Annotated in this window: 17 protein-coding genes; 3 read left to right on the forward strand and 14 right to left on the reverse strand. The window is 35.0% G+C overall.

The genetic code is table 11. The features are described 5' to 3' along the window. Window positions 1-329: 329 nt before the first annotated feature. From AC1DIV_RS14180 to AC1DIV_RS14230, 11 genes are all read right to left on the reverse strand, one after another. The gene (locus AC1DIV_RS14180) at window positions 330-4,595 is read right to left on the reverse strand and encodes a hypothetical protein (RefSeq protein ID WP_477576613.1); all 4,266 of its coding nucleotides are present in this window, start codon (window positions 4,593-4,595) and stop codon (window positions 330-332) included. 12 nt (window positions 4,596-4,607) lie between these two features. Then, window positions 4,608-5,426 carry a DUF4007 family protein gene (locus AC1DIV_RS14185; RefSeq protein WP_477576615.1) on the reverse strand — a complete coding sequence of 273 codons (819 nt, stop codon included), beginning with the start codon at window positions 5,424-5,426 and terminating at the stop codon, window positions 4,608-4,610. Further along, window positions 5,419-10,641: an ATP-binding protein gene (locus AC1DIV_RS14190; protein WP_477576617.1), complete on the reverse strand. Its 5,223-nt coding sequence runs from the start codon at window positions 10,639-10,641 to the stop codon at window positions 5,419-5,421. Before AC1DIV_RS14190 ends, AC1DIV_RS14185 begins: the two co-directional genes overlap by 8 nt. Window positions 10,642-10,646: 5 nt before the next feature. After that, complete coding sequence (locus AC1DIV_RS14195; RefSeq protein WP_477576618.1) at window positions 10,647-12,191, reverse strand: hypothetical protein; 1,545 nt, start codon at window positions 12,189-12,191, stop codon at window positions 10,647-10,649. A gap of 12 nt (window positions 12,192-12,203) precedes the next feature. After that, on the reverse strand, window positions 12,204-13,949 hold the full coding sequence (locus AC1DIV_RS14200) for a hypothetical protein (protein ID WP_477576620.1): 1,746 nt from the start codon (window positions 13,947-13,949) through the stop codon (window positions 12,204-12,206). Window positions 13,950-14,812: 863 nt separating this feature from the next. Next, on the reverse strand, window positions 14,813-15,235 hold the full coding sequence (locus tag AC1DIV_RS14205; protein ID WP_477576622.1) for an SMI1/KNR4 family protein: 423 nt from the start codon (window positions 15,233-15,235) through the stop codon (window positions 14,813-14,815). A gap of 240 nt (window positions 15,236-15,475) precedes the next feature. Then, entirely contained in the window at window positions 15,476-15,931 is a 456-nt protein-coding gene (locus AC1DIV_RS14210; protein WP_367240211.1) for an SMI1/KNR4 family protein, read from the reverse strand. Between the two features lie 18 nt (window positions 15,932-15,949). Continuing rightward, window positions 15,950-17,725, reverse strand: a complete 1,776-nt coding sequence (locus AC1DIV_RS14215; protein WP_477576624.1) for a T7SS effector LXG polymorphic toxin — start codon at window positions 17,723-17,725, stop codon at window positions 15,950-15,952. 279 nt (window positions 17,726-18,004) lie between these two features. Then, the gene (locus AC1DIV_RS14220; protein ID WP_063594653.1) at window positions 18,005-18,832 is read right to left on the reverse strand and encodes a MetQ/NlpA family ABC transporter substrate-binding protein; all 828 of its coding nucleotides are present in this window, start codon (window positions 18,830-18,832) and stop codon (window positions 18,005-18,007) included. An 18-nt stretch (window positions 18,833-18,850) separates the two neighbouring features. Continuing rightward, a complete protein-coding gene (locus tag AC1DIV_RS14225; RefSeq protein WP_477576626.1) occupies window positions 18,851-19,513 on the reverse strand; it encodes a methionine ABC transporter permease in 663 nt (220 codons plus the stop codon). Beyond that, window positions 19,506-20,255 (reverse strand): methionine ABC transporter ATP-binding protein, encoded by a 750-nt coding sequence (locus AC1DIV_RS14230; RefSeq protein ID WP_477576628.1) that lies wholly within the window; start codon window positions 20,253-20,255, stop codon window positions 19,506-19,508. Before AC1DIV_RS14230 ends, AC1DIV_RS14225 begins: the two co-directional genes overlap by 8 nt. Window positions 20,256-20,566: 311 nt before the next feature. On the opposite strand from AC1DIV_RS14230, the gene AC1DIV_RS14235 reads away from it, so the two are divergent. Then, entirely contained in the window at window positions 20,567-21,358 is a 792-nt protein-coding gene (locus AC1DIV_RS14235; protein ID WP_477576630.1) for an alpha/beta hydrolase, read from the forward strand. Window positions 21,359-21,506: 148 nt separating this feature from the next. On the opposite strand, the gene AC1DIV_RS14240 is transcribed toward AC1DIV_RS14235, so the two are convergent. Both AC1DIV_RS14240 and AC1DIV_RS14245 read right to left on the reverse strand, forming a co-directional pair. Then, on the reverse strand, window positions 21,507-21,671 hold the full coding sequence (locus tag AC1DIV_RS14240; RefSeq protein WP_164855093.1) for a hypothetical protein: 165 nt from the start codon (window positions 21,669-21,671) through the stop codon (window positions 21,507-21,509). 230 nt (window positions 21,672-21,901) lie between these two features. Beyond that, window positions 21,902-22,414 carry a helix-turn-helix domain-containing protein gene (locus AC1DIV_RS14245; RefSeq protein WP_096340110.1) on the reverse strand — a complete coding sequence of 171 codons (513 nt, stop codon included), beginning with the start codon at window positions 22,412-22,414 and terminating at the stop codon, window positions 21,902-21,904. 164 nt (window positions 22,415-22,578) lie between these two features. Between AC1DIV_RS14245 and AC1DIV_RS14250 the strand changes: the two genes are divergently transcribed. Further along, entirely contained in the window at window positions 22,579-23,877 is a 1,299-nt protein-coding gene (locus AC1DIV_RS14250) for an MFS transporter (RefSeq protein WP_477576632.1), read from the forward strand. A gap of 34 nt (window positions 23,878-23,911) precedes the next feature. Beyond that, the gene (locus tag AC1DIV_RS14255) at window positions 23,912-24,895 is read left to right on the forward strand and encodes an ornithine cyclodeaminase family protein (protein WP_477576634.1); all 984 of its coding nucleotides are present in this window, start codon (window positions 23,912-23,914) and stop codon (window positions 24,893-24,895) included. A gap of 684 nt (window positions 24,896-25,579) precedes the next feature. On the opposite strand, the gene AC1DIV_RS14260 is transcribed toward AC1DIV_RS14255, so the two are convergent. Next, entirely contained in the window at window positions 25,580-26,038 is a 459-nt protein-coding gene (locus tag AC1DIV_RS14260; protein WP_477576636.1) for an SRPBCC family protein, read from the reverse strand. Between the last annotated feature and the right edge of the window lie 129 nt (window positions 26,039-26,167).

The raw sequence follows: 26,167 nt of genomic DNA on the forward strand, positions 1-26,167 counted from the left end.
CCTACCAATCAATGTAACCTTGACAGCTATTTTTTTATCAAAATAAATGTTAATATTATACATCTATCTTTTTGTATGGCATGTATTCATCCCATTTTAATATTCTAGTTGAGTGTTAAATGACACCACAAAAACACTGCCATTCCCCACTATCAGCTGTTGCCTCCTATTAGTATCCATATCATTTATAAGAGAGCAAGTAAGCTTTTGCTTATAAAAAGGTATTGGCAATCTCCAATGCTTCCTAACTATCTTGATTAATTCCAGAAAGACAGTTAGTCCAAATAAAGCATCTAGAAACTCCTTTCTAGATGCTTAAATAAAACTGATTAAATATTTACCTTCATTAATGATACTAATTTATCATAACATAGTTCCTTCTGCTCATCTGTCAAATTTTCGAACAAACTAATTACTCCATCCACTGAAAGTTCATTTAATCTTAGCATAATTTTTTCACGCATAGTTTCATAAGCATCCATTGTATCTTGACTAAGAAAATGTGGTGTTATTTTTGTATCATTGAGCCAAGTAGTACATTTTGAAACATCCCAGATTATTTCTGTATCCGAATCTTTCAAGTGTTTTTTGCACCATTTAATTTCCAGTTCATTAATCTGATTAATCATTGAGTTTCTGAAAGAACTTATTATCGGAAGGAAATCAATATCTGAATCAATTTCGGACCACTTATTCTCTAAGACTTGTAGTTCTGTAAATAATTCAATTCGATTATTTTTAGTTACCTTAACTTTTTCTATGTCATTTAAAAAGTTTTGAACTTCATCTGCACTCTGTTCGATATTTACTTTATCTTCTTCTTTTAACTGTTTTTGCAATAATACCTTAGCCTTTTTCAACACTGCTTCGCATGTTGTTATATCAGTTAAATCAAAGAAAGCATCATCAACTTCTGTTATTTGTTGTGTTAATTTATTAATGTAGTTTGATATTTGATCTACTCTCGGCTCTAGCTTATCTAGGTAGCTATCTAAATAATTACGATCTACATTATGACCTAAAATGAAGTCAATTAATTCTTGTCCTTCTTTCTTCAAATCTTGTAGCTGTTCAAAACTTGTATTATCATTAGGAGTACTCTTCCTAATGTAATCCATTACAGTTCCATTAATATTTTGAAGTTTATGAACAATTGTTAGATCATCTAATATCTTTTCTAACTTTGACTGTGTAAGCCTTGCCTCTTGCTTATAGTCATATTTATTAAAGTACCCGATTGTATTTTTTACCCACTTTTCAAACAAAGTTACTTGTCCAATATTTTGGCATTTAAGCTTTAATAACCAATCACTAAATTCTTTTTGTATGAATTGGTGTGATTTATTTGTTAAACTTGTAGAGGTTTCAACATGATTCTCGTTATATATATATATTGTTGATTTGTCTATATAACCATTAATATCCTCACATGCCTCAATTACTTCAAATAATTTCTTTATATCTTTTTCTCGAACCGCTTTATCGTAATTCGCACGTAACGACCCTATAAATTTTGATGTCTTCTCAAAGAGATTCATACCCATCTGTAGAATCATTTCAATATGTGTAACTTTATCTTGTAATTCTTCTGGAATATCTTCTTCTATTTTCAACTGCTCTAGCTCCCGAAATAAAACCGGGCATAATTCTACATCATTATTTCTTTCCACCTTGGCATAGAGAGTTAAATATTTGGTAGAAAGCTCATCAATGTTTACCTTATATATAGTAGTATCTAACAGAGTTCTTATTCTTACTTCTTTATCTAAATATATTTCCTTTCCCCATTCTTCTAATCTCAAACGATTATCTTCAATATTTACTCTCGTTTCAATCTTCCGTTGTGCCAGATATACTGCTATTAATAAAGCTAGAGAATAGTCATTTAAACCATAAGGTGGTTTTTGATATTCATCAAAGATATCACTAACAATTAGTTGACCTTTTTCCGTTAAATATTTATCAAAACTATTAAATATTTTCCTGACTTTAATATTAGTAGGGGAGATAAGTTGATAATTATTATTGAGAACACCCCATGCGCCAACTTTTCCTTCAAATAGAATTTCTTCGATTCTATTTCTCATATCTGTCGTCTCTGAATGAACTATTTGATAATTCATTCCAGTAAGAATTAGTCGTGCAATTCTTGAGAGACTTTGCTTTGGTTTCGTCAATGTCCTATTCGCAAATCCTGTGAATGGGAAAGGTATTAAATCAGGATAAAGCTTATTAAATTCAGATTCAGTGAACACATTTAACCTTTGATTTATTTTAACTATCTCTTCTCCATCAATAATAAGTCTCTGGCTAGCTAAATTAATAAATTTATCTTTAACAATCATCTCAGTTTTGGAAATATAATCAGGAATAAACCGGGCATATTTTATTTTTTCTTCTTCCTTAAATAGTTTAGACACTTGATAGTCTAAAATAGCATTATAAAAGGCTTCTTCCTTATCATCTAAGATAAAAAAGGATATTGGAATTCTATCAAACTTTAACTTCTTCAGAATAAGTTTTAAAGAAGAAAGCTTACTCTCCGCTGTACCCACTGGAACATACAACCAAACTAGCTTACCTTTAGGCTGTTCAGGGTTTGTACTTAAATCCCAGTCATTTTTATATGATAATAAAAATTCATTAGTGATTTCATCTATATGAAGCAATTGTTGCGTATATTTCCATTCATTAGATACGACAAAGTTACGCTGGGCAAAGGAATTTTCAATTATACCCAATTCAAGTAGCTCTTTTGCCGTACTCTCAAATACTAATTTTAAATCTAAACTAATTTTATTTTTCTTTTGCTGTAATATTCGTTTAAAATCGTTAATTCCTGTTGCATCAGCTACAAAATCAAAAACTTTAGCTGTATCATCAAAACTAATTACGCCAAATTCATTTTCTAAAGTTGTTAAAGCTAAATCTATTTCCTTTTCATTTAAGTTTGATGTATAATATAGAGCTTTTTTCACTTCTTGTAATGACTTGGTTTTAAAGCGTCCTATTCGTAAGATTAAATTTGCTGCTAAAACAGCCTTTTGTCTATCATCTAACTTATCTCCATACTTTACCAGGACTTGATTATATAAGATACAATATTCACTTTGCTTTCTTCCATCTTGTTCAGCCGCTAATAGTTCTTGAAAAAAGTCTGACTGTATAATTGAAGTTGCAGGGATAAGCGGTAAATCTCCAAATTCATGCAACTTCACTTCTCCAAAGTTTTGAATTTCCTTTTCCAAAAAAGTTAAAGATGACCTTTGTTGTAACCAACTAGATAGGTTAGATAACATCCAAGTTGTTAACGGGTGCATAGGGTAAATGCCTTCTAAGACAACTTTCTTGAAAAAATTAAAGCTACTCCAAACACTAGAATTTTGTGCAGCAGGTAACCATGATAACATATCACTATGAAATTTTTCCCATTTTAAAATTTCACTATCTTTATTTACTTTTGTTTCGATTAACTCTTTAAAAGCTTTATTATTTGTTCTTTCAATTAGGTTAGCGAATATGGTTTCTAAATTTGATGATAAGTGTATTTTTTCACTAGCTTCATACCTTCCAACATAACGAATAATATTCGAAGAACGATCAACTCTTGTAAGATATGATTTTAAATCCGATTGAATAAATCCTACAAACAAAACCTTATCATTGCTATCTTGTATCGCCTCGTATATCTGTTGTAATGCAGAATCACCTGCCCTAGTTGGGTAGGAAGAAGCAAATTCAATAAAACGACCAAATTCATCAAAAAGAACCATAACTTTATTAAATTGGTCTCGATCTCCGCATAGAGTTTTAGATATTTTCAGTAAAATATCACCCGCTGAGACTCCTTCATCCCAACGAATGTAGGTACCATTAACGTGAAAGTAAACCTTATTTATTACTTCAAATACATTAGTATCTTGTAAAATATTATCTACTAAATAATCTTTTAGTAAAGAAGATGATATTTGAGGTAGTAGTGACTTTGCATTATCTATATAAACTGCTTCAAAGTTTAAATAAGTATTATTAACGAAATTTTTAGCGATGTCGTAAGATTTAGTTAATGTCTTAAGAAATGAAGAATCTACATTATGCATCTTTAAAGCCTTTTGAGTTGCGTTAAGTATTTCATAATTTAAATTAAAATCTTTCATGCCATTTAACATGAGGACAATATTAGGCTTACTGATTAATTCACTAACTTCTTTCCCTACTTTTTCATCCACAACATTTAAGTTACTCAGAACTTTAGAATTCATTTGAGGACTTCCAAATAAGGATGCAAGTGTTACAGCTAAGTGAGATTTTCCTGTTCCATAAGGAGCTATGGTTGTTATGAAATTCGACCCGTTTGTCTCTTTATAAAGCTTATTCGCTACAATATTGGTAAATGATGCAGTATCCACTAGTTTGTGACTTTTATAAGTTATATCCTCATCACTAACACCAAAATATTCAGGTCCATGAAAAACAAAACTTTCGGCAATATCTACCTGTTTTTCTTTACGATAATACCAATCTACTTGAACTGCACCATTGAAATATAATTCCTTCTTAAAACGTAATATATCTTTAATTTTTTCGCCAACCATATAATTCCTCCATTAAATCAGTAATGAATATATCCTTTTTAGCATGTTTTTTGAGTTTTCTTGCTTAACAACCGTTATAGGGCTCAACTGTCGATTCATTAATATGATTCTTTCATCTTGTAAAAGATCTAATAAATTCAAAAGATCCCTCTCGGTCCATATATATGAATTTCCAAAATACAAATGATCTTTTATTTCATCTATTGTAATCTCGGTTCTATCTCCTAAATGTCTTTCCCAATATAGAAGTAATTGATAAGCATATAAGTATTTATAAGTTGGATCAATTTTATGAGGAGTAAATAAATATTTATTTCCCTCTTCTTTCATAAGACCCAAATTCCCAAAACTCCTGTCATTTAAATAACAAGAACGGAGAGGGGTCAAGTTTATCTCCTTCAAGAAGTTTTTGTTAATAATATTCGAGAATACTTCTTTCGAAAAAGATGTTCCAAGTTGCGGAATTATATCATTAAATACATAGCTCCATAATCCCGCTTTTGATTCTTTTGAAGTTAAATTATAGTGGCAAGCCCAAATGGTAATTGGCTCGCTTAGATATGGATCCTCATTATTTATAATTCTCCCTAAAGAAGTTAGAGAAAGCTTAAAGTAACCTCCGATATTTTCCACATCTAATAGTCCCATATACTCTGCATATCTAATAGTTGGTACAACTTTCCCCGAGCGGTCACCAGTAGGGATAGTAGTCATATTTGATATTTCATCTTTATTTAATGCTCCATTTTCTTTTGCCGCAAGATTTAATATCTGTGCTATTGCTTCTCTCTCTGGGGGAAAAGTTTGATGGAAATTCATATTATTATTCATTTTCTTTTATCCTTTCAGAGAGAGGTATAACATTTACTATTTTCGGTGCAGTCCTTTGTAGATTACCATCTGATTTAAGCATAGGTCCCCACACAATACATTGTCCTTTTCTCAAACCTGAAAGTTTCTTTGCCCATTCTTTTCGTTTAAAAGAATCAGTATCTAAATAAGAAGCAATATTTGTAATCTCTTCCTCTGGAGGTGCAAAATAAATTTTTTGGCTAGAATTTTGTAATCGCTGAATTTCATCTTTTTTAAGTTGTCCTTGCATAAACTGTGTAGCATACCAACCTGACCAGCCAAATTTTCTTCCTTCAGTTAGAATTTTTGCACTTGGAGATTTTTCACTATGATCTAAATTCTGAGCTTCGTCTATAATAGCAGGGAAGGGCATAGATTTATCTCCCTTAGATAAGAGATAATTCCATAAATCCCACAGAATAAATTCAGTAATTACAAGCTGTACATCCCTATTAAACCCAGTCAACTGGACTATGAAAACTTTACCTTTTTGTTGCAGGTGTTTTTCCCAGTTATAGCTCGATTTTGTATCAAAAGGATTTCTATCAATTATAGATTGCAGTTTAGATAAAGTAGTTGAGGCATATGAAGTTCCTAAAGCCTCTAATTCATCTCCCAATCGTTTAAGATCCATTTCATCTCCATATTTTCTTAATCCTTCTTTAGTTGCTTGGTAAAGTGCATTTGCTTGTTGTGAACCAATATCTTTATATACCGACATAAATACACTTTTTATTCTATCAGCTACATCTTCATCACTCTCAGGGTAGAATTCATCCTCATCCAATTCCTTTAAGTTTCTTTTAAATGGATTTATTGGAAACTTATTTTTAAACACGAGGAATTGCTCAATATTTTCCTTGAGCCCCTCATTGAACTCAGGCTCTAATTTTGATTTTTTAAATCCATCAGTATAATCAAAAACAATACTGGAAACTCCACTTTTAGCTAATTCATAAAGAAGACATTGGATAAAATATGTTTTCCCTACCCCTGATTTACCAGAAATGAGTATATGTCTGTTTTCTAACTGAGGATGTCCATATTCCCAATAAATATCTTCCTGAGATTTGATATCTTTTCCTAATAAAACACGAATTTTTTCTAAAGGAGTTATTTCTTTAGTTTCTTTTCCCTCAATACCATTAACATCTTGATTTATATTTTCTTCCTTAATTTCACTAAAGCTGTCATTATTAATAATTTCTTCACTCTTATCATTTCTTTCTTTTTCTAGTTTCATAAGACTTCCCGATTCTATTTGATTTGTCTCTTTAGATAATGATGATTCATTATCTAGACGCTCCATAATCTCATATTGATTTTCTTGAACCAAGGCTTCAAAGTCATCTCTATTATTAGAAAAACTAAGTAATTCCTCTCCTAAATCTACATAATCTACATTTCCCGACATATCAACGGGTAAAAGATGTTTTTGAATATATAATTGACCATACGCTTCATGTACACATTGGATATCCTTTTCCAGGGATATTATCTCCTCACTCACATCTTCCTGCTTATAATCAAGCCAATAGGTAAGTAATTTCCCCGACCAATTGACTCTAAATTTTCCATCTAAAATATTCATTAAACTTTTATTAAAGTTAATTTGTTCTTGTTCAATTTCAGGTACAAAATTAGGAGCAAAAACCAGAGCACGAAATAATTGTGCGTACCAATATCTTTTGTTATAGGAAGTAGATGACCCATTAAATAGTTCAGACAAATAAAAAATACTATTTGTAATTTGTTTAAGCCCCTTCTCTACATGCACATTATTTGACTTACCCATCTTACACTCGATTACAGTTGCATTAATTTCTAGGGAATCTGTATTTAATGAGTCCTTTTTGATTTCTAATAACAAATAATCAGGTCTATTAGTGGCATGCTTAAACCAATGCATATACGAATCCATCGGAATATATGCCTTTAGAAGTGTATCTGTATCCCGTGAATTTATCTCTAGACTATTCACAGATAGGATATAAGATAAGAAACTATGAGCCTCATAATCATATGGATTTAAGGCTTTCAAAACTTTTATTCCATCTAAGTCCTTTGATTGCTCTAAACAGAATTCCGCACAAATATTCAGCTTATTCCGATCCCAAGTAGGGAACATATCTTTCAATCTCTTTGTTAAACGATTTACTACATCTTCTCTAATTGTATTTGAAGCCGAAACTGTCATATTTAGTTCTCCATACGGACCTTCACCTGTTGAAAAACTAATAACCTTTTCATTATCAAAGAATTTCTTATCTAATGCCGCATCTAATGTTACTACCCACCTAGCCTTGTTGTGTATAAGTTCTAATACTTTTGTCATTTGCTCTGACATAAAAAGTTCCTTTTCAACTCTATATATTCCTTCTTTACTATCAGGGTTTTCAATCCACTGTGTTAATTGTGAATGCATAAAGGCTGCTTGAAATTGCCTTTGGCTAATAGAAACTCTTCTTACAGAATCTGTGTAGAAAATGGGAATTGGATGAAATACCATAGGAAACCTTGTTTCAGAAGGTGAAATATTCATCTCACCAGTATGGCGATATGTAATCTTACTAGTAGACATAACATCATTCACAAAAATCATATCATGGTCAAGTAAAACTTCGTCTAAAACAGAATAATTCTCCGACTCTAAATTGACATTTTTATAATACGTTTCTATTTTTACATTATCTTCCTCATGGAAGAAGTTATCCAACCAAAAACTAACATATGCTCTTCCTTCTTGAAGGGAACTCGGCGAAATAATCTGCAATCYTATATTAATGTTATGAGAAATTGTTTTTAATGACTCAATAAAAGCATGGACTCCAGCAACAACTGGCTGTAGATGTTCGAAATTGACAAAACCAATCCTTATACAATCTGATTGACCTGGGAATATTTGTACATATTCAGTTAATTTCCCTTCAATTAGTCGTGACATAAAAGAGTTATTTAACATTTCTTTTGTATTAAAATCTTCATCGAATACTAAGTCACTATCTAATAAGGCCATAGACTCTAATGATGTATCATCTAATATCTCTCCATGCAAGGCATAATAACCGTATACTTCCTTAGTTAAGCGGCTATTTGACTCATCGGATATAATGGAATCCACTCCTGATATAATAGTAGATTGTCTAATTATATTCTCAATTTCTTTTTCATACAGCTTGTTAGTTAAGTTATAAGACGACTCATTAAGAAGACTAAATAGACCTTTTCGATAGAATGATTGCTGCTCAATTATCTTCTCTAGCATAGCTGGATGTAATGGTGGTACAATTGCTCCCTTTAAATACTCCTCCTTAGCTGATTCTTTTGACTGTACAATCATAAATACATTACAAATTAAATGAATATGTTTTCTCTCCATAGTTGTAATATCAGTCTTTTGCTTTAATATAGACTGAATAACTTTTGTATATTTATCTACAAACTGCAAAGCACTTTTAGACTGACGAGAATTAACAGTGTTATATAGTCCATTATTTTTCAAGTCGTTTATATATTCCTTAAAGGGGCTACTAAGTTGATAAAGTTTTGATGCTATTTGCCCTTCTTGGATTTCTTTAGGCAACAAATCAAACACATTTACAAATCCTTGTTCCGCACTATTAAGCTGATAAAAGAAAATATCCGAATCAACGCTGCTTAAAAGGTTCCCTAAGGAATTACTAAAGAAAATCGGAAGAAACCTAGCAGATGAATTTGAGGCTTCGATTAGCTGGTCCAAAAGATTGATATCAAACGAATTAAGCCAATATTCATTTGGACTAAATATCCATTTATATTCTAAAGGTTTTTCCACGCCTTCCATATGAACAGTTAGCATTATATTAGAAAGAGTTTGAGTACCTTTTGAAGTTTTTATGGATAAAACATCTGAATTTAAAATTTGAAAGGGATCCTTTTCTTCTTCATAGAAAAGATCTAGTTCTCCTTCAAACTCTTCTTGGAGATACTCCACAAGTCCACCTGTAGCAAAACAAATCTTCGTCCAAGCACTATAAAGGTCATATTTATTGTCCTCTATATAATTAGACAAAACTGCTTCATTAACTGTAATTTTAAGTTTAGGCTTAGCGTCATCAGTAAATTCACCTAAAACAGATATACTATTAAAAATTATCTTTGCAAATGCTTCTATCGGCGAGCCATAGACTTTAATAATTTTATCTTTAGTTGGTGGTATTGGATCAGGATCTTTAGGCTTTTTAAAGTTGACAATTTCGTTTATAAAGTTGAAATCTAACTTAAATAGCATAGGTCTTAAAATATCTAAATCTATACCTTTAAAATAATTAATTAGAGAATTTTCGAATTCTTGATATGAACCAAATAATACTTCTGCCTGTAAGATACTTTCTGCAAATTCTTCACGCTTTTCTTCATTATTATTAAAATCATTAAGCTTCTTAATTAACTTATTGAATTTAGCTTTAGTTAAACCGTCTTTGAATTCTGCTCTATTCTTAAATCTATTCGCTTTTTCAATAAGATCAAATTTTTTTACTTTTCCTAAATTATTTATAGTCCTGCTGTCAAATCCATTTATTGAAGGCAATTCCCAATCAACTAATAAATTCTTCCCTATTGATTCTAGAACATCCTCTATACCTGAAATTTTTTCCTCTTCAATCCGGTCAACAATGAGACTCAACTTAAATAAGTCCTTTGGTACTACTCGGAATAAATGATCAAAAAAATGGTTAAGTGCATTTTTTTCAGAAACAATTTCATATTCTATTAAATTTCCAAACCAACGTGCATAATCCTTACCAATTCGGTGTTCAATTACTTCCGGAGAAATCTTATAAAAATCTGCTAATCCCCCTTTGTCTTGAACACTCTCAGATCCCATTAAAAATAGAATTCCTTTTTGATCAGCAACGGTATTTCTCCATGTCGTCAATTGAACATCGTGTTCGATATAATCTTCTTTTTCTAACTCTTCAAGAATGTTAATAAACTCTTCATGCTTATTAAATGCAGAATACTTTTCCTGCCCTAATTTCGCCTTAAAATTTACACCTTCATTTGAAGACTTAATTTTAAAATGCCTGCAGATATCAAGATATATTTCTGGATGAACAAAGTTATCTAAACGGAAAAGAAATGCTTTATCTTTTTCCCTTAAGTCAATACTTTCGTCTAATATATTAATAATCTCGGTAATATACTTTTTCACATTATTCACTCCTGAAACGGATTTTCTACAATAGAAGTTGAATCAGATAGGTCTCGTAGAAAACCACAACTTTTAAGTAAACCCTGGAATTTTTCCGAATTCACATTAAACATCGTCAAATCTAAATGATTGTTATCTGACCAATGGCTCTGTGCCTCTTTAGAACCTATAATTATTTTAAAGTGTTCATAGCATTTCGATAAGAATGTTGTATATAACATTCTTTCTCCTGGGGGAACAATAGCTAATACTATAACTTTTACAATCTCTTCGTTAATACCAAACCTCATATTCCCACCTTTTGGTGGCACTATAAACCCAAGTTGTTTTCCTAGTTTTCTAATAAGTCTATTAGTGTCCTTTGAGGCATCCTCATATATACTCTCTTCATCTCTCTGCTTAACATTATATTCTTTAATATTTGCTTGATGAACAGCACGAAAAACATTTTCCTCTAATCTTTCATACGAAGATACAGCCAACTTACGAATTTGATTTCCAGAGTCATTAATAACATCAATTAGCCATTCACAGTTATCCTTACCTTCTAATTTTATCTGAGCTTGCAAACACATCATTCTCATAATTTGTAATGCTATTAGAGAAGACATCATGTCAATCTTTTCTAATATATTAATAGAAGAGGCTAGAAGGTTCTTTAATTCTAAAACTGTATTTGCAGACCTTAACCGATAGGTATCAGGAATCCACTCCATAGTCTTTGTAACATAATCAATCTTATCTAACTGAGCTCCTTCTTCGGACATTAACTCAGAAAATTTTTCATTTCTCCATGTATTATGAATGAATTGTGAAATACTACTTAATTGAGGGACGCTGTTAATCAATTGGGATAGCAGCGATTCTAATTCCTCTTTTAAATCTGGTCGCTCCTCTAGACCTTGCAGAACATGAAGATAATACACCTCACCACCTCTAGCCATAAACGCTCTGTCGGTGAAATTGAACTTTCCATCAATGTCTTTTAACAATGTGTCTTCTCCCATTTGTGCTCTATCTGCTTTTTTTCCTATCGCTTCACAAAAAATGAGCTCAGGTGCCACAGGAAGTAGAGATTGTGCGAACCATGAACGCTTACCGATTATAGCGTTAAATCCATATAATAGATCTTGTAAAATATCTAACACGAACTCGCTTCTGAATGTAGAATCATCTACATTAATTTTCTCATCTAGTAGTCCCCTATGCTCTTCAAGTGCATCTATATCTACTTTAAACCGCTTTTCTAACTCACTTCGTTTTAAAAATGTAAATCTTTTCAATCCCATTCTTGGGGATGGATAATAATTTATTTTTTCATTTTCAGTATTCATAGAAAATTCGAAAGCAAATTTAGAATTTTTAACCTCTTTGTCTTTGCCTGTATTCTTCGGTGAACAAAAGATAACTAAAAACTCTAGTAAATATTCATATAGAGTTTGGTCTTTATATAATCTCTGTCCATAAGTTTGGATTTGTATATTCTCTTTAGTGATTTCTTTTCCCGATAATTCAGGGAAAATCTTATTTTGATGCATCGTTAAAGACATTCTACCATCCCCTTAATCAACAAATATTTCTGCCTCATCAATCTGAAGTTTCATTAACCTAGTTCCTTTTAATGTATGGATTAATAGTCTAATTATTTCATTCTCGTCTCGATATTTATAATCTATAAATAGCTGAGACTTCATTTTATTAATACCATGGCTTAAAGAAGGATTAAGTTTAGTGGAAACAGCCCCTTTTGAAATAAGATCAAAGTAATCTAATAACATTAAAGGAACTTTATATTCTCTTTTACTAGAAAAACTTATGAAGATTTCATAATGATTCTCATCAGAGTCAAAAACTGACTCAGTATATTTTTGAATGATAGAAATATCATTTCCCTCTAGCTCCCCTAGTAATAATTGAACATTCTGCATTCCTGTACCATAACGTTGTAAAGGTAAATAAATTTTCTCATTTTGCTTTTCTGAGTGTGTACCCACAAGAATATAATGCAAAGCTTTAATTATAGTTGCCTTCATATTTCTACTTTCTTTAATGTTCCATTTTCTTTCATGATAAGTAATATATTTGCTGAAGATTGGAGAAAATAATTCATCAAGTAACTGATTTAAAGTTTCTCGGTCATTTTGACGAAAGAGTATATTCATTCTGCGAACTGCTTTTCTAAGCAAATAAGGTTCTTCAGTTTTCATATATTCTGTAGGTTTTAACTTATATTTCTGCATTTTTGTATTCCATTCTTTAGAAATAACAAAATTAGATAAAGTGGTTAAATGAGAGAAATCATTTTTGACAAAGTAGTCATAATCAAAAATTGTTTCTTTACTATCTATTTCTAACTGTTGAAGCTCTTTTATAGCACGAATTTGCTTAGCCTCTTCATTTATATAAAGACCATTAAACCCGAAAAACAAGTTACTAAAGTGATATCTAAATATCGACTCTGAATCCATATTAGAATTACAATTTTGATTCCCTGTCATCGCATAGGATAATTGTGCTATAATCTGACGGATAGTTAATCTTCTATCTGATTCAAACAACCAACGATAATAGCTTGTTATAAAATGTACGATATTCTCTTTATTCTCTTTAACTGATAAATAATTATTATAAATTGGACAACCATCACTTTTTGAACACATTGAACAGGGTTCCCAAAGGTTCTCTGAAGTAATACGCTCAATTATTTGGGGAACTAAAACCACATTATCAATACGTGCCATATTTACTAATAAGATTTCATAATTCCCTATCTTAACTTCTAATCCTTCGTTTTTATCCATGAGTTCTAAAAGTTGCATCTCTACGTTATCTTCTGTAACCTCGCTAATTCGTCCCTGTTTTATCAAATGTTTAAATGTTGCCATTAATGGACCGGTATTAGAAACAACTATAGAAGAAATATCCTGTTGTTTCCCTGAAAGAGCTTTTTCTAAGAGTTTTATTTGTTCACTTTCAGCTAATTCACTCATATCCTTAATATAAAATAACTCACGATCTATTTCGCTAGAATACTTTTGATCATATTTTTTTAATCCCTCTTGTTCATTAAAAATATCAAAGCTTTTTAATACTTGATATACTAAGCTAGTCTTTCCATCCCCCGCGTGACCAGTAAGAATTACACAAGTAGGTTTCTTTTTCAATTGCTGGACAAGGTAACTACCCAAGTTTCGATCAATATGAAAATCTTTGTAAAATTTATTTGTTACTTGCGCTTCAGCTAAAGCATTTTCATTAGAGCTATTTGCATTATTCAAGGAATTTAAATAAGTTACAAAATCATTCATTTCATTGTTTCCACCTTTTATAAGCAGTGATTTATAAAAAATTAGCAAATATAATCATTTCACACACATTATTACAATAATAAAGATAAGATTATCTTACCATATTTAAAATTCCACGTTGTGATAAATGTAAGAATTCCACAGTAATAAGTGGGTATATATCCATTTTTTGTATTTTTAATAGTTATAAAGTCATTTTTTTCTCTAAATCTCAATTATGATTTTCCGAGAGTATATGTCCATATTGGACATAACCTTCAATTATGTTTTTGTTAACGGTAACACTGGTATAAGGGCTATTTGATTTTTCCCCTTTCTACAACCACCTAAAATGTGCTCTATAACAGTAACTTGACGTCCTTTATACAATCCTTTAGTGTTTGCAGGAACTAAATTACCTGAATCTGCAATAAAAGGCTTACCTATTCCATTAGGTCTTTTAGGAGAATGTAGTAAACTATCTCCTCTATATAAATTACTAACTTGATTATCTATACCCTTACCACTAATTTCCTACTCCACTCTCGCCATAGAAATGAGCTGATCCTTTAACCCCGCACCATTAACCACATTATAAGGTACTCATCAGTTGGTTTTTAAAATTGTAAGGCAATAGATTAGGAATTGAGGCTAATTCTTTTACTTCATGCTAAAAAGCAAAAAGCACCTTTTGCCTAAAAGGCAACCAAGTGCTTCATCGTGTTCTTTATAAATAATTCACAAAATTGTTTAAGCCAACTCGCTTGTTTAATTTCGTTAGTTGGTTTGTTCCCTCTAACTATACTTCGTAAGTTTTAAATGTCTTCTTCAATTCTTATTTTTATAACTAAGTTTCGTCATACAACTCCATGATGATACAACCATCAATCCCAGTTATCAATTGCCTGTTTAAAGCTATCTTGTAAAAATTCATTAAAAGTTGTATATCTATTTAATTCTTTTTTGCTTATATCATCCCATCGCACTACATTATGTTCATCTATTGTGCTTAAACAATAAACAAACTCATCAACATTCTCTATAATAACATATTTTTTTGGTAAACCTAACGTTCTATAACGCTTTGTACTTTCAACTACAGAGGTGTAGTCTGCTCCTTCAACACCAAGTACGTCAACTCCACATATCCCTCCGGAACCAAACTTTTTAACAAAATCTTTATATTCTGGTGGGAAATTCACTTCCAGTAATTTCTCTGCTCTCGCTATGTCATCATCAGAAACTTCTCCAATAAAGTCTCCTTTTTCCATATATTGATTTATCAATTCTAATAGTTCATTATTCATGATTAATCACCCCACTCTAGATTATTAGAACGCCATTTCCAGTACTTCTTTCAATTGTTTTAATAAGCTGTTTCGTTCCATTCTATCAGCCTTAAGAAGATATGGGTGTTTAAGGTAAATCCTAATGAACAAAAAAATGGATAGTACCTTTGAATTCGAAAGGCTCTATCCACTTCTTCTTATATTAAAACATTTCTTACTTTATAACAATTCATGATAAATAACTATTACCTTCAGCTTTTACCAATCTTCTTCATCTTCATCCCAGTTTTCTTTTGCCTCTTCAAGACTTTCAATCAAGTAGTCTAGGAAATTATCAGCTGCGGTAAAACCATATCCTTCTTGGTTATCCCAAAGAATCACTGGGCATTCTCCATTTTGCATTTTATTAGTATCGAGACAGTAAGCAAATTCATCAACACTTTCTATAACCACTATCCCGTCAATTAATTTATAATACTTTTGATAATCTTTAGTGGCATCTACTACTGATGGACCTACTAAGTCATACCCTATTATATCTACACCAAAAATTCCTCCTGAGCCATAGTTTCTTAAAAACCATTTGTAACTTTCCGGAAGTGAAACCTGTAATTTATTTTCAGTTTCTTTAACTTTGTCTTCACTTACACCACCAGTAAAATCATCGCCTTGACCATATTCCTTTATAAGTTCTTGTAACTCAGAATAATTCAACTAAATCACCTTCTAATCTTAGATATCGTATTGCATGGCTCTCCACTTCCAATACTTTCTATGGAAAGCTTTATATTGACTCGAAAGTTCAGGAGAGTTTCTAAAACTTTCTCCATTATTTTTCAATCCATGTATGACTTTACTATACTGTCTGTGTAGACTCTCTGGTATCTCTAACATAGTGCCAGGTTCTTCTTGTATTAAATGATGTAAATTGATTTTAGATCCGTCGTTTGCAAACGGTGCATTCCCCTTCTTCATCAGCTGTAAATTGGTCTTGTTAGATTTCGGATCAACTCTATCAATGTCTAAATCTTTAATCTGATACACTCTTCTGTCTATATCTTTTATCTTACCTTTTGCTTTAACTTTCCCTTGTACTTCAACAGCATTATATTTTTCATTATTCAACCAAGGTAGGGATATATTTTTCCCTGTAAATGGTTTTCTTGTTGGATCTGAGACTTTTTGAGCCTTAGATATAAGCTGATCCTTCAACCCAACACCATTAACCACATTATAAGGTACTCCCCCTGCCAACGACAGTTGGTTTTTAGGATTGTATGGCAATAGGTTAGGAATTGTGGCCAGTTCTTTTGCTTTCGTAACGCCTTTTACTGCAGCGGCTTTTGTAGTGGCTACCCCAGTCTTCGCTACCGCACCTGCGCCTTTTGTTCCTACTACTGATGTGACGACTGTTCCGAGGGCATAAGTTACCCAATGAGACCGCGAATAGGCATCTCCATTTACCATATCCCGTTCATATGAGTCGGAGATGGATTTGGATATATATTTATAGGTTTGAATCGGGTGCATGATCGAGTTTGCCACACCTTCAACCGTTTCCCCGGGATCTGTGACGAAGTCCCAAACTCCTGTCACAAAGTCTTTACCTACATCATACAGGCCTACGCCGATTCCTTTTGCGATGTCTGCGGTTTGCTTGGATGCTTCTAGCTGCATGACATATTGCTGCTGGGTGGGCGCTAAGTTTTCGTACCCGATCTGCTTGGCGATTTTGAGGAACTCATCTGGATCTGTTACATGATCGAGTTGTGCCTTCAAGTCTTTGATCCGGCGATTCTCTGCTTCCTCTTTCTTAACCTTGAGATATTGCGCGGTTTCTTTTTTCCTTACTTCCAGGTTTTTATAGGCTTCACTACTTTTATAAGCCGCTGCATTAAAATAGAGAGGGGATACTACTCCTCCCCTTGTACTGGATACTTTCAATTGCTCCATGAGTGCCGTCACTGCCGCTTGGTCCGCTTCGGATTTAGCGTATTCAGTCGTCCACTTATGATCGATTTCGTTTACTTTGTCTATCGTTTCGGTCCGTTTTGTTTCAGCCTTCTCGATATTTTCAAAGAACGCATCATCGGAAAAAGGCTCTAACTGAATGATATCATCAATTCCAGCTAATATTTTTTTCAGATCGTTTTTCTGGGCTGTGACCATTTCCTTGGAATTTCGAGTCGCATTTGTCAGCTCTTCCTCTAAAAAAGGGACCGTAACTACGGTTTCACTAAGGTTCGCTTCGATTGTATCTCCTTGAATTCCACTTAAAAAGGCAACATGCCGATTGATCAGACGCAGCCAAGAATCCACGACATCGATCTGTGCTTTGTAAAACCCTTTGATGGCCTCTGCTCCTTGCCCCTGCAGCTCATCATCCAAATGAACAATACTCTCAAATCCTTTTTTTAATTCTGTGAGCTGTTCTTTCAGGTCCTTATATTGTCCGACACGCGTTTGTATGGCAGAAACTAGTGTTTGAGATTCGTAGATCATCGACATAATGGAAAGTCCTTTCAACTTCTTTTCTTATTCATTTCTATGTAATATTTTTATTCACTGTAAAATTATGGACTAAATATATTTTAGAAGAGTTTCTATATTTATTCAAGAAATGAAGGGACTTTTTATTAAACGGATTTATAGTATAAAGAAGGTAGGATATTAGAATATTTCTTTATGCTTTGTAATTTTCCAGGAGCCACAAAATTTGCAAAGTTAAACTGAAACGTAAATAAGGGCTATTCCTGTTGAAGGAATAGCCCTTTCTTTGTATCAAAATTAAAATGCCGGAATGGCCGTTTCACTATATTTCTCTTCTAAAAATTTGCGTACCTCCGGGCTTGTCATGGCCTTGGCCAACTTTTGGACTGGCTCAGAATCCACGTTATCCTTGCGTGCCACTAATGTAATCGCAAAGTCATTTTCAACACCTTCTGTGAGAAGGGCGTCATTTTTTGGTGTCAAACCAAGCGGTGCAGCGTAAGCAGGTGTTATCACGATCGCATCTGCTTCGTCATACGTTCTCGCTAGCATTAATAAATCCACTTCTTTGAACTTATAGTTTTTAGGGTTCTCCGTGATATCAGACATTGTATAGTATGGACCCTTTTTTTCCTTTAAAGTGATAACTTTATGCTGTGCCAGCAAGGCCAATGAACGATCGATATTCGACACATCATTTGCAATGGCAATAACGGCACCCTCTGGCAATTTATCCATTGAATCGTATTCTTTGGAGTACACCCCATAATTGGCAAAATAAATGGGTTTCACCGGTACTAGCTCGGCATTTTTGTTTCGATTGAATTCCTCCATATATGGAACGTGTTGGAAGAAGTTCACATCCACTTCTTTTGCCGCTAGTGCGGTGTTAGGCTGCACATTATCACTTAATACAACCATTTCCAGGTTAATGCCCTCCTCTGCCAGCTTTGGTTTAACAAGCTCAAGGATTTCCGTCATTGGGGGAATGAGTGAGGCCACTTTCAATGTAACCTCTTCCTTCTCCTGATTCTGCGCATTTTCTTTCTCTTTTACTTCATTCGTCTTTCCACATCCTACTAAAAACAACATAATTGCTGCCATGAGAAAGAGTATTTTTTTCATGATGTTTCCCTCCATTATTTATCTTTTATCAATCATTCCGGCTATTGCTGTTCCAATGAATTGGATAAGCTGTACTAGAATAATCATAATGATAATCATATAAATCATTAGCTCTGTTTTAAACTGCTGGTAGCCATACCTGATGGCAAAGTCGCCGATACCGCCGCCTCCGACCACTCCCATGATCGTTGAATAGGAAATAAAGCTGATAATCGATGTTGTGAGTCCGAGGACTAGCCCTGAACGAGCCTCCACGTAAAGAAATTTAAATATGACACCCTTAACGGAAGCCCCCATGGAAATGGCTGCCTCGATCACACCCTTTGGCACGTCCATTAAAGATTGCTCGACCAATCGCGAATAATGGGCAATGGCGATGATCGCTAATGGAACGCAAGCAGCTGCTGTACCAATGGCTGTGCCGATTATGAGCCTTGTAAACGGGATTAAAAAAACAACCAATAATAAAAATGGGAATGAACGAATAATATTCACAAGTAAATTTAAAATTGAGAAAGCCCACGGATTTTCAAGCAAATGACCCTTCCTAAAAAGAAATAGCAAGGTCCCGACAGGCAATCCAATCAAAATCGCAGCTAAAATGGACACACCAACCATCGTAATGGTTTCTCCAATCGACTGCCAAATTTCTGCCTCATATTGAATTAAAATCTCAGGCATGGCCTCGCCCACCATTCTCTGCTAATTGTTCGATAAAGTATTCTGGACGATTATCCTTTTTTTGAATCCCGGTTGGTTCGATTATGACCGTGTCATAAATCTCTCCATCTGCCATGATCGATACTCGATTGCATACACTTTTAATGACATCCAGCTCATGACTAACAATGACAATCGTCACACCGAAGCGTTTGTTTATGTTCTCTAGCACATCTAATATTTCAGCCGTTGTATTTGGATCAAGGGAAGAGGTCGGTTCATCACATAACAACACTTGCGGGTTATTTGCCAATGCCCTTGCAATGGCAACACGCTGCTTTTGTCCCCCGCTTAATTGTGCAGGATATCTCTCCATCTCACCCTCCAATCCGACAAATTGAAGACACTCTACAACACGGCTCCGACGTTCCTTCTTTGGATAATTTGCCAGCTCTAAAGAGGCTGCCACATTGTCATAAACCGTTTTATTTGCCACAAGATTAAAATGCTGAAAGATCATGCCAATCGACTTCCGTGCCCCTCGAAGTGCTTTATTGTTCAATGTTGTCAACCTTTGGCCGTTTACCTCCACTTCGCCCGCATCTGGGGTCTCCAACAAATTCATTAACCGCAGCAACGTTGATTTCCCTGCTCCGCTTGCTCCGATTATTCCATGAATTTCACCTTTAGGTATGGTTAAAGTAACAGACTTAATAGCCTGAAATTGTGAAAATTTTTTACTCACTTGATCCAGGTTAATCATAAAATCCCACTTTCTATTTGTTGCAAGGTAAGTATAGCGCTCCACATTATCGTTTCATCAAAGAAACACAGCTGATAAATCATTTTATCAACTAATGAGGACCTAATGCAAAGACACAAATTAACAGTTAAAGACTTCCAACCCTATTAAGCTCCCGCTTTCTATTGGCTGCCATTCTTAGATAATCGGATATTCCTTTCAAAATTACTGAGAGTGTATTATAATTATAAATGATAATGGTTATCATTATCATTTATTTTTTTCTAAACTTCAAAAATACGAATGTTCTAAAAGGACGTTGAGGAAAATACATGATTCGATACCTTGATGAGAAAATTGCCAACTATGAGGTATGTGTCATCTTGCCCTCAGGTTACGATCAAACCAAGAAATACCGAACGATCTATATGCATGATGGTGGAGAAACTGCCAAGCAAGCTGCAAACTATATCGATCATTTAATACTTTCAGGGCAAATTGAACCGCTTATCGTTATTGGAATTGAACCCATTGATCGCAAAAATGACTATACGCCGTGGGAAGCACCATCACTTGCACCGCATGCTTCCGCATTTGAAGGACGAGCGCAGGTTTATTTACATACTGTCGTAACCGAAATAAAACCATATATAGATGCCCATTATGCTACCAACCCCGAGCCTTCACATACAGCTATTTCCGGCTGCTCATTAGGAGGACTTGTTTCGATTTTCGCCTCCTATTATTATCCAGATGTATTCCATCAATATATCTCATTATCATCTTCCTTTTGGTACGAGGACGTTCTTCGCTATCTTCAAGGAGAAAAGATTGAACGGCAAGGAAATATCCATCTCAAACCAACAGTGAATCGTCAAAATCATCAACTCTATTTATATGTCGGGGAATTAGAGGGAATTTATAAAAAAACGATACAAAAGCATATGGTTGACTACACGAAGAAAGCCCACCTTGAATTTATCAAGGAAGGCTATTCGGAATCTAATCTATTATTCGCGTCAGATCCAAAAGGAACTCATGATGACCTATTCTTTACTAACTACTTCATTCAGTCACTTCGTTGGTTATTTGGCATAGAAAATAGGAGCGAAACGATGGATTGATGATTAGCCTTAATCGACTGCATCACAATAGCCCCCAAGAATGTGGTGATTTCCCTTCACTCTTGGGGGAAGAAAACCGCCCTTTGAATAGGCGGTTAATTGAACTATCGTTTCCCGTTAGTGGCAATGAATCCCGAAGCTTTGTTTCCTAATCTTTCTCTATTGTAACAAGTGAATAAACTGCTCCACCGCCACCTGCACCTGACATAGCACTCTGAGAGACAACCTTCCATCCCTCTTGCAAAAGTTGATTTAAATCACTTAAGTTATTCTTCTTTTCGGTAAGATAATAAACTACGATTGCCTTTTGCATAATACAGCTCCCTCCAGAACTCAATATATCCTAAATAAAATTTCATGATTTTACCGAAGCCGTTCGTCGAAGCTTACTGTTTGTTTCATTTACAGTAATCAGACAAGAGGAGACAACATATTTTTCTTATTCGACATTGTGTTACTCATATTCCTTGCTGTGTAACATCTATCCTTTTGTACGACATGTTTCGTTAACTGGATATACTTTTATTCCACAGCACCGTGACGTTATTTCGACGACACAACCAAAAACCGGACATTTTGATCCGAGAAGTTAAACCAGTAATGGGCTTTTCTAGCATCGAACATGAACGACTGCTGTTCATGGAGTTCCATTCTTTCTCCCTCTATTTCCACTGTTAACTTCCCTTCGATAATGAATAAGAATTCATGTCCGCTATGAGAAAAGGCGCTTCCTTTATTTTCACCTGGCTTTAAGGTGACAAGAATAGGCGAAAAAACAGCATCACGAATGCCGCTGGATAAATTCTGATAGTGAAATTGTTCATGATTATAATCTGAATTTTCCTGGGAGCGGTCCTCAGAAAAAAAGAAACTTGGGCTGACATCCAATGTATCAGCGATTTTTTTTAATGACTCTAATGTGACGCTTGATTTACCCCGTTCTACTTGTGATAAAAAGCTGATCGAAACGCCTGTTTGTTCAGCAAGGCTCTTTAATGTTAGTTTTCGCTCTTTCCTCAATGATTTCATTTTTTCCCCGATTGAATCAAAAGGCATAGAGATGCCCCCTTTTTTTACATAGTATCTAGCTTCATTATACAGTACAAATTTTAATGAATGTTCTGTCATTAATAAAATAATTGACAGAAAATTATAAATTATTTACAATAAAGGAAATAATAAATTGAAGTGACACTTCAATTTTAACGGGGTGACTCATGATGGAGAAGAAACAAATGCGGCGAATATTAGTCGCGAGTTTAGTCGGAAGTTCGATTGAGTGGTTTGACTATTTTTTATATGGGACCGTTGCAGCTCTCGTGTTTAATCAGCTATTCTTCGTGAATGAGGATCCGACAATAGGGCTGTTGCTTTCCTATGCATCCTTTGCGTTAGCATTCTTCATCCGCCCCTTTGGCGGAGTGATTTTCAGCCATATTGGCGATCGTATCGGGAGAAAGAAAACCCTTGTTTTAACACTTAGTTTAATGGGTGTCGCAACATTTGGGATGGGTCTTCTTCCTACGTATCAAGCCGTTGGGATTTGGGCGCCGATTTTATTAATCACGTTGCGCTTAGTACAAGGTCTGGGAATTGGCGGTGAATGGGGAGGCGCGCTTTTATTGGCCGTTGAATATGCTCCCGCTGAGAAACGGGGCTTGTTCGGGGCCATTCCTCAGATGGGTGTTACGATAGGAATGCTGCTTGGAACCGTTGCCTTATCTATTATGACACTGCTTCCTGAAAACGCATTCATGACTTGGGGATGGCGTATCCCATTCATTTTTAGTGCTCTGCTAGTATTTTTCGGCCTATGGATTCGTAAAGGAATTGATGAAACACCGTCTTTCAAGAAAGTGAAGGAATCGGGAGAAGTTCCAAAGCTGCCGATTGTGGAAACTCTTAAGAATTATTGGCGTGAAGTGCTTATCGCCGTCGGAGCCAAAGTGGTAGAAACAGCTCCATTTTATATTTTCAGCACGTTTGTCGTATCATATGCTACTGCAAATCTCGGTTTCTCCCGGACAGCTACATTAACTGCAGTCATGATTGCGACAATTATAACAACGATTTTAATACCTATCATGGGGAATTTATCTGATAAGATTGGCCGCAAAAAGCTGTTTATAGGCGGAACGATTGGGATGGCACTGTTTGCATTCCCATACTTCTGGTTGCTGCAGCAAAAATCGGTACTGCTATTAATCGTTGCAACAGTGATAGGTTTAGGAGTTATTTGGGCTCCCATCACAGCTGTTCTTGGAACGATGTTCTCGGAAATTTTCGATGCAAAGATCCGTTATACCGGCATCACGCTTGGCTATCAAATCGGAGCAGCTCTGGCAGGAGGAACAGCGCCGCTAGTTGCAACGGCTTTACTTAATAGATTTAATAACTCCTATGTTCCTGTCGCCCTTTATATTATTTTTGCATCTGTCCTGTCACTAGCAGCGATTTGGGCAGTTAAGGATCGCAGCAATCAGAAATTAGACGAAACACATAATACTAGTGCCATGTAATCTATGGATTTTTCACTTCAAGGAGGACAATTGAATGTTGGTAATAAGCGAGAAGGAAATTCAACAATCATATGGAATGAAAGACGCAATAGCGGATATAAAGGCCGTATTACGTGCTCACGGTGCTCAACGAATAGACAACCCTCATCGCACAGTTCTTGATTTTCCTCAACACGAGGCATCGGCCCTTTACATGCCAAGCGCTGATTTATCTGAAGAAGTTTCGGCAGTCAAAGTTGTTACGATTTTTCCAAAGAATCCTTCAAGGGGGATGGCCACAACACAAGGAGTCATCTTGCTGTCAGATGCAGAAAATGGCGAACACTTAGCATTGTTGAATGCCTCCTATTTAACACGTCTCAGAACGGGGGCATTGAGCGGCATTGCCACAGACTTTCTTGCTCGTAAAGACGCCCGGGTCCTCACGATCATCGGAACAGGGGCCATGGGATTTGAACAAGCAATTGGTGTGTTAGCCGTAAGGGACATTGAGCGTATTTTATTAGTAAATCGCACACCAGAGAAAGCACAGAAATTCGGTGAAAAGCTGCGGGCATTCGGAGTAACCGCTCCTTTTGAAGTTTGCGAAGATGTTTCAGCAGCTGTTCGTCAAGCAGATATCATTTGCTGTGCAACCCGCTCGAACGAGCCTGTATTTAATGGGCAGGATGTAAAGCCGGGTACACACATTAACGGGGTCGGGTCTTACTTGCCGTATATGAAAGAAGTGGATAATACCACGGTATCTCGCGCTGCTAAAATTATCGTCGACGATTTGGCGGGCGTGAAGGCTGAAGCAGGAGAACTCATTTCTGCAGCCAATCAGGGAAATTGGTCGTTTAATGATATACACGGGGAGCTTTATGAACTTGTCATGCGGACCAAAACAGGCAGGGAAAATGAAGAGGAAATTACCTTCTTTAAATCAGTCGGTGCCGCTTACTTTGACCTCGCTGTGGCAAAAGGTGTTTACAGCCAATCGAAAGAACGGAACATCGGGATGGAGATCGAGGTATAGCAGAAGTCCATACATTTTGCTAACGCTGTATGTAATAACAACCCGAAACAAGCGACGTTCAAGCTTGCAGTAACATTTCATCTTTAAATAAAGAGACCCTTCTTTCGGAAGGGCCTTTTGAATAATCCATATCTTTCACAAGCGATCAAGCCTTTATCACGGTCGCTTTTTTTATTGGCATCATATAGTGCCATGTGGCTTGTATTTCAGTTTGAATCCACCTTGAATAAAGATGGATCATTTTCTATCTGTGTTGCTGTGTCGACTTAGTTTTCACGCAGAGTTGATTGGAGCAGGTGTGCGAGACTCCTGCGGGAAATACGCGTCCAAGGGAGACCCCACAGGCGCAAAAGCGCCGAGGGCGGACCGCCCGCGGAAAGCGAGTGCCTGCAGTGGAAATCTAATTTTCACATACCTTCAAAAGACTGTAGACAAAAGGGGTTCTAAAAGTTTAAAACAAGTTGATTGGAACGGAAGGTACGAGACTCCTGCGGGAATACGCGTCCAAGGGAGACCCCGCAGGCGCAAAGCGCCGAGGAGGCTCCCGGACCGCCCGCGGAAAGCGAGTGCCTGCAGTGGAAATCAACGTCACAATTTCACAAAAAAAGATGAATCATTTTCTATCTGTATTCCTCCAGAATCGTGCCCGGCTGGGAAGATTTTTCTAGCTTTATCGAAGAGGAGCTAGTTGGTACTTGTTTCCGCTTCAGCTACCTTTTTGACACGATCTAAAAATTCAACGACCACTTTATCGGTGGCAAATACTAAAAGTAATTTCAAAAACCACTTTAATGGGCGACTGGTGACTGTATATGTAAAGGAAGTTCTATTGTCATTGATTTTATTTAGTTCGTATAAAGCTGTAATATCAAACATTTTAGCAAGTATGAAGCCTACTTTCAGCTTTTTCTCATTAGTCTCATTCAAATATTCCAATGTTTCTATATCATACTCTTCTGTTCGTTTTCCTTCTCTATATGTTTGACGATATACGCTTCCAACCACTTCTTCCGTTATTTTAACCGGCTTTTGTTCAATTACTTGAGGCATGATTTTTTGCATATTTTCTACAGAACCATCAAGAAACTTCCATACCTGTTCAATTGGGGCATTTATTTCTATTTCTTTTGTCCATTTTTTCAATAAAATCACCTCTACCCCTATTATATTTCCTTTATTATGTAAAACCAAATTTCCAACTGATAAATCGGCAAATAATTCAAGTTATTAGATACATTAACCAATTCTTTTTGAATTTAAATGTCGTTCTGT

It is taken from the genome of Peribacillus sp. 05N428, assembly GCF_056397085.1.